At 42.0% G+C, this 6545-nt stretch carries 2 protein-coding genes and 2 rRNA genes (1 of these 4 running past the window's edge); 3 read left to right on the top strand and 1 reads right to left on the bottom strand.

Going from position 1 to position 6545, the window contains the following annotated elements:
• Positions 1–3132 (top strand): 23S ribosomal RNA (locus AACL18_RS04195); it begins 81 nt to the left of the window's first position.
• Positions 3133–3444: 312 nt separating this feature from the next.
• A 5S ribosomal RNA gene (gene rrf, locus AACL18_RS04190) occupies positions 3445–3560 on the top strand.
• 130 nt (positions 3561–3690) lie between these two features.
• Here the strand turns inward: rrf and AACL18_RS04185 are convergent.
• Complete coding sequence (locus AACL18_RS04185; RefSeq protein ID WP_339049515.1) at positions 3691–5166, bottom strand: hypothetical protein; 1476 nt, start codon at positions 5164–5166, stop codon at positions 3691–3693.
• Positions 5167–5435: 269 nt separating this feature from the next.
• On the opposite strand from AACL18_RS04185, the gene AACL18_RS04180 reads away from it, so the two are divergent.
• Positions 5436–6536, top strand: a complete 1101-nt coding sequence (locus AACL18_RS04180) for a D-alanine--D-alanine ligase family protein (RefSeq protein WP_339049514.1) — start codon at positions 5436–5438, stop codon at positions 6534–6536.
• Positions 6537–6545 lie beyond the last annotated feature (9 nt).

Below are 6545 nucleotides of genomic sequence, written 5' to 3'. Positions count from 1 at the left end.
GGAGCTGGCAAACAAGCTTTGATCCGGAGATATCTGAATGGGGAAACCCGATCTATTTTAGATAGGTCATTGTTAACTGAATACATAGGTTAACAAAGCGAACCGAGGGAACTGAAACATCTAAGTACCTCGAGGAAAAGAAATCAAATGAGATTCTGCAAGTAGCGGCGAGCGAACGTGGAAGAGCCTTCACGAGCTAGTTAATAGGTTAGCCAAAAGGTCTGGAAAGGCCTGCCATAGAGGGTGATAGCCCCGTCGGCGAAAATCTGTTAATGAGACTAAGCGTGAAACCAAGTAGGGCGGGACACGAGAAATCCTGTTTGAAGATGGGGGGACCATCCTCCAAGGCTAAATACTCTCGACTGACCGATAGTGAACCAGTACCGTGAGGGAAAGGCGAAAAGAACCCCGGTGAGGGGAGTGAAATAGAACCTGAAACCGTCTGCGTACAAGCAGTAGGAGCTCCGCACTTAAATTACTTTGTAGAGCAGTTTAATCAAACTGAAAAATAAAGAAGACTATTAAAATTAGTTAAGCTCACAGCCATAGAATTTTTGACAAGGCGCCGTGAAGATGAGCAACCGGAGTGTATAGTTATACATGAGGATTGCGAGTTGAGCGGTAACGTAGACAAAAATTCAAGTGCGAAGAGTGTTATTTAGATAGTACACAGAGTAATTAAAGTGCGGAGTGACTGCGTACCTTTTGTATAATGGGTCAGCGAGTGACTTTTAGTGGCAAGCTTAACCGAATAGGGTAGGCGAAGGGAAACCGAGTCTGATAAGGGCGTTTGAGTCGCTAGGAGTCGACCCGAAACCGAGCGAGCTAGCCATGTCCAGGGTGAAGCTTGGGTAACACTAAGTGGAGGCCCGAACCCACATCTGTTGCAAAAGATGGGGATGAGGTGTGGCTAGGAGTGAAAGGCTAAACAAGCTCGGAGATAGCTGGTTCTCCTCGAAAGCTATTGAGGTAGCGCCTCGTGTTAACGACTAGGGGGTAGAGCACTGTTTCGGTAAGGGGGTCATCCCGACTTACTGAGCCGATGCAAACTTCGAATACCTAGGACGTGATGCACGGGAGACACACGGCGGGTGCTAACGTCCGTCGTGAAAAGGGAAACAACCCAGATCACCTGCTAAAGTCCCAAAAGTTAGGTTAAGTGTGAAACGTAGTGGAAAGGTTTAAACAGCCAGGAGGTTGGCTTAGAAGCAGCCATCCTTTAAAGAAAGCGTAATAGCTCACTGGTCGAATCGGTCTGCGCGGAAGAATGAACGGGGCTCAAACCTAATACTGAAGCAGTGAATGTCATTGGTTTACGAATCAATGATGTGGTAGAGGAGCGTTCGGTAAGCCGTTGAAGGTGACCTGTAAAGGTTGCTGGAGGTATCCGAAGTGCGAATGCTGACATGAGTAACGATAAGGCGAGTGAAAACCTCGCCCGCCGAAAGTCCCAGGATTCCTGCGCAACGGTAATCGACGCAGGGTGAGTCGGCCCCTAAGGCGAGGCGGAAACGCGTAGTCGATGGGAAACAGGTTAAAATTCCTGTACTTTTATAGGCTGTGATGGGAGGACGAAGAAGGCTAGATTAGCCGGAGACTGGTAGTTCCGGTTTAAACGTGTAGAGAGAATCTCTAGGAAAATCCGGAGGTTCGTTAATCTCGAGACGTGACGACGAGTTGTTAACTTCGGTTAACGACGAAGTAATTGATGCCCTGCTTCCAGGAAAACTCTCTAAACTTCAGGTCTATAGGAACCGTACCGCAAACCGACACAGGTGGACAGGTAGAGAATACTAAGGCGATGAGACAACTTGGGTGAAGGAACTAGGCAAATTGGCACCGTAACTTCGGGAGAAGGTGCACCTTTTTTGGTGAGTGGGTTTACCCCATAAGCTGAGGGAGGTTGAAATAATCAGGTGGTTGCGACTGTTTACCAAAAACACAGCACTCTGCAAACTCGAAAGAGGAAGTATAGGGTGTGACGCCTGCCCGGTGCCGGAAGGTTAATTGAAGTGGTTAACTTGCGCTGAGATGGCTTTTGACAATGAATTAGAGAGAAGAATAATTCGAAGAGAAAGATCAAAAGTCATGTCAGCGCAGGTGAAGCTGCGGATCGAAGCCCCGGTAAACGGCGGCCGTAACTATAACGGTCCTAAGGTAGCGAAATTCCTTGTCGGGTAAGTTCCGACCTGCACGAATGGCGTAACGACAGCCACACTGTCTCCACCCAAGGCTCAGTGAAATTGAAATCGCTGTGAAGATGCAGCGTACCCGCGGCAAGACGGAAAGACCCCGTGCACCTTTACTACAGCTTTACACTGGACTTTGAATTTAACTGTGTAGAATAGGTGGGAGGCGTTGAAGCGAGTTCGCTAGAATTCGTGGAGCCGACCGGTGAAATACCACCCTGTTAAAGTTGAAGTTCTAACCTAGGGCCCTGAACGGGCTTGGGGACAGTGTATGGTGGGTAGTTTGACTGGGGCGGTCTCCTCCTAAAGAGTAACGGAGGAGCACGAAGGTACCCTCAGCGCGGTCGGACATCGCGCATTGCGTGTAATGGCACAAGGGTGCTTGACTGCGAGACAAACACGTCGAGCAGGTGCGAAAGCAGGTCATAGTGATCCGGTGGTTCCGAATGGAAGGGCCATCGCTTAACGAATAAAAGGTACGCCGGGGATAACAGGCTGATACCGCCCAAGAGTTCATATCGACGGCGGTGTTTGGCACCTCGATGTCGGCTCATCACATCCTGGGGCTGAAGCAGGTCCCAAGGGTATGGCTGTTCGCCATTTAAAGTGGTACGCGAGCTGGGTTCAGAACGTCGTGAGACAGTTCGGTCCCTATCTGCCGTGGGCGCTGGAGATTTGAGAGGAGCTACGCCTAGTACGAGAGGACCGGCGTGGAGGTACCGCTGGTGGTCCGGTTGTTTCGCCAGAAGCATAGCCGGGTAGCTACGTACCGACAGGATAACCGCTGAAAGCATCTAAGCGGGAAGCCTCCCTCAAGATAAGATCTCCCGAGGATTTATTCCTCCTAAAGGTCCGTTGAAGACGACGACGTAGATAGGTGGGGTGTGTAAGTGCAGCAATGTATTGAGCTAACCCATACTAATTGACCGTGTGGCTTGATTTGAGAATCCTACTGGTTATTCTTTAGTGAATACTAGATAGGCTGAATAAAGCATATCCACATAAACACTTTTTACAGATTTTTTGTTTTGATATTTAAAGTAAATTTACTTTAATAAAGGTTTTGCTAAGTTTTAAAGAGATTTAGCGAAAGTAAAATAGGATTCGCGCTGTTGATAAGGAGCGATGAATTTTATTTGAGATCAAGGCGGGTTAACTTTGAGTAGCGGAGTGTACTGGAAAGTACATGAGCACCGAAAAGTTAAGCCAACGAAGAGATCGAATAAAAGACAAGCGACTTAGCGCAAAATGAATGCCTGGCGACCTTAGCGAATAGGCACCACCTGATCCCATTCCGAACTCAGACGTGAAACTATTCTGCGCCAATGATACTTTGGGGTTCCCCCATGGGAAAGTAGGGCATCGCCAGGCTACTGTTACACATAAAAACCCGCTTTTCGCGGGTTTTTTCTTTTAATCGGCCGGCTTTTGCTTTATTTCTTTGTTAAATCGTTTTTTTCCGATGCTCATGTGCTCATTTGAATTAAAATTTTAAACAGGGTTAGTTATAATGTAGCTTTCCCAGATTTTTTTCAGTTTTTATTGTTTCATTATCATATAAATGAGTTAGGGTAAACGCATTGGCTTCGTTTTCAGCCAATCGAATTCCATACGGACGTTGACAATAAAATAATGGATACCAGTTTTTAGGATGCGCCAACTCAACGCGTTTATTATAAATAGCCTGCGTTAAGGATACCATTACAAGTGACTGTTGGGTTTTGCAAATATCAGAAATTTCGCGTTGATTAGCATGTGATTTTTCCATGATATATTCTAGATATACCTCTCTTGCAGCTTTGATTTCGCTAGCTGTAATCGATGTAAATCGCGGTATTTTTTTAATGAGCGCATGCCAATGGCTTACAATTTCATTAATTTTAGGATCGCTAGTTTGATCGAATTGAGGATAGGCCTTCATGAAAAAATTGGATTTTGAAGCAAGGAAGCTGCTGCTATCGGCAAAAAATTTGTAATCCATTATCTGAGCTAAATCTAAAAAGTCTTGTACTGTTTTCTTATCGCCAATATAGCAGGAAGGTACGCCTAATTCATGGGCTATAGTGGGCGCATGAGCTAATCCTACTAACAATAGAAATTTAGGATGTTTTTTCTGAAATTGTAGTGCCTCGATGCTTCTTATCATACAAGCATTTCCTACATTGAGCCGATGGTTTTCATCTAATATCGGTTCGGATTGATTGATAAAATTTAACGAATTAACATCACAAGCTTGAAGTTTAATCTGCTGCTCTCTTGCCGCTATTAACAATTTTCCAAATTTATTCAGAAAAGATTTATCTTGATAAAGCTTACTCGCTCCTTTTTTTAATTCACGGATGATAAGTCTATGATCAGATTTTTTCTTATTAAAATCTTCAAATAAAGGTGAAAAAATAAGGTAAGGTAGCTCTAGATAAAGAATTTTTATTTCTTGAGATTTACAGGTGGGAAGCAAACTAATGAGCTTAGCATAAGAGGAGGTATCATTATGGGCATGTCCGAGTACCAAGCCCGAATTACACATTAAAATTTGTTGCATCGCAAAGTTTGAGCTTACAGTGCCATTGAATGAAGGAAGATTTTTACTATTTTTACTTTTATAAATCCTTGAGCTTTGGGAGAATAAAAGTCCATTATCACTTAACATCAACGCTTCTGCTGCAGAGCTAGCAAATTTTAAATTTTTAAAAAAATCAATACAAAGCTGATCAAGACCAATTCTTTTGCCAATTGTTACCAAAGCAGCTTGACAGTGTTTAACACATTCTGTTTCCAATAACCGCGTGCTTTCATTATAATGAAAAAATAATTTTTCTTGTTGGCAAATTTTTTCATTAGTATTATCGATAAAGATAGTTTTTGATTTTTTTTGATTGGCTTTTAAGTAGATACACAATTGTTTAAATAAAATGCAAGTTAATTTTTTTTCTTGTGATGGTGTTAGACCTTCTAAAAAAGCAGAATAATATTTCATAAATTATCTCCTGATCATGAAATATTTCATCAACATGATCGTTAATCCGACTATGAATAACAGGCTCAAAAAATATGACCTATTTTGTTATTTTAAACAATTGTTAAGATTATTTTATTTATTGTATAAATGGTTTTTTTTGCAAATAATAGAAATTAGACTTATTTTTGGATGTGATCGTTATAAGGGTAAGCGTCAACATTTGCGGATGACTTTAATTACCGTTTATTAGGCTCTATAATCAACTTTTTATTATCGCGTACGCTTTTATGAACTTAAAAGAAAATTCGAAGATTAAAGTGGCGGTTCTGTATGGCGGTCGATCGGCCGAACATGAAGTTTCGCTATTATCTGCGGCTTCAGTGATTAAAAATTTAGATAAAAATAAATTTACAGTTATTCCTATCGGTATTGATAAACAAGGACGTTGTTTTATCAATGAGTTGCAGCATTTGTATGTTAATGATGAGATAGTACTAAAGACTAAAAATGCCAAATGTTTGCAAAGCTTAGCTGAGTTAAACCAAGCGACTCAACAGGGTCCTGATGTCGTTTTTCCCGTGTTACATGGTAGCTTTGGCGAAGATGGCACGATACAAGGTTTATTAGAAATTTTAGATTTGGCTTATGTTGGGGCCGATGTATTAGGTTCGGCTGTTGGTATGGACAAAGAGCTGGCTAAACGTTTAGCCGCTGCTGCTGAGATTCCCGTCGTGCCTTTTTTAAGCGTAAACTCAGGTCGCTGGTCTACTAAGAAAGATGAACTTATGCAAAGCATTGAGCGAAAGATAGGCTATCCGCTTTTTGTTAAACCGGCGAACGCAGGCTCAAGTTTGGGCGTAACTAAAGTAAAAAAATTAGATGAGTTGGCAGATGCCATTGAATTGGCTTTTACTTATAGTACTAAGATATTGCTTGAGCAAGCATTTGAAGTCCGTGAAATTGAAATGGCAGTATTGGAAAATCTGCAATGGGGTGCTGATCCTTTGGTAAGCGGCGTCGGTGAAATTATACCTAGTCATGAATTTTATTCATATGAAGCTAAATATTTGGACCCAAAAGGCGCTGAATTAATTATTCCGGCTAGCTTACAAGAAGGGCAATTGCAACAATTAAAACATCTAGGCAAAAAAATATTTAACTGCTTAGATTGTTCAGGTATGGCTAGAATTGACTTTTTTATCGAAAAACAATCGCAAAAAATCTATTTTAATGAGCTAAATACCATTCCTGGATTCACCTCCAAGATTAGTATGTATCCTAAATTATGGGAGGTCTCCGGTCTTGCCTATCAACAGTTGTTAACGCAGCTTATTGAATTAGCTTTAGTGCGTTATCAGCGTCTTTCTTTACTAAAACGATCGATTTAAGGTTTAAAA

This window comes from Rickettsiella endosymbiont of Xylota segnis (genome assembly GCF_964019545.1).
Lineage (GTDB): Bacteria > Pseudomonadota > Gammaproteobacteria > Diplorickettsiales > Diplorickettsiaceae > Aquirickettsiella.
The sequence above is the reverse complement of the archived record's forward strand: the minus strand, read 5'-3'. Positions and strand labels throughout refer to the sequence as shown.

What these genes read in the sequence shown, in the direction of transcription:
- AACL18_RS04185 (WP_339049515.1), bottom strand. Translation starts at nt 5,166, where the DNA reads ATGAAATATTATTCTGCTTTTTTAGAAGGTCTAACACCATCACAAGAA.
- AACL18_RS04180 (WP_339049514.1), top strand. Translation starts at nt 5,436, where the DNA reads ATGAACTTAAAAGAAAATTCGAAGATTAAAGTGGCGGTTCTGTATGGC.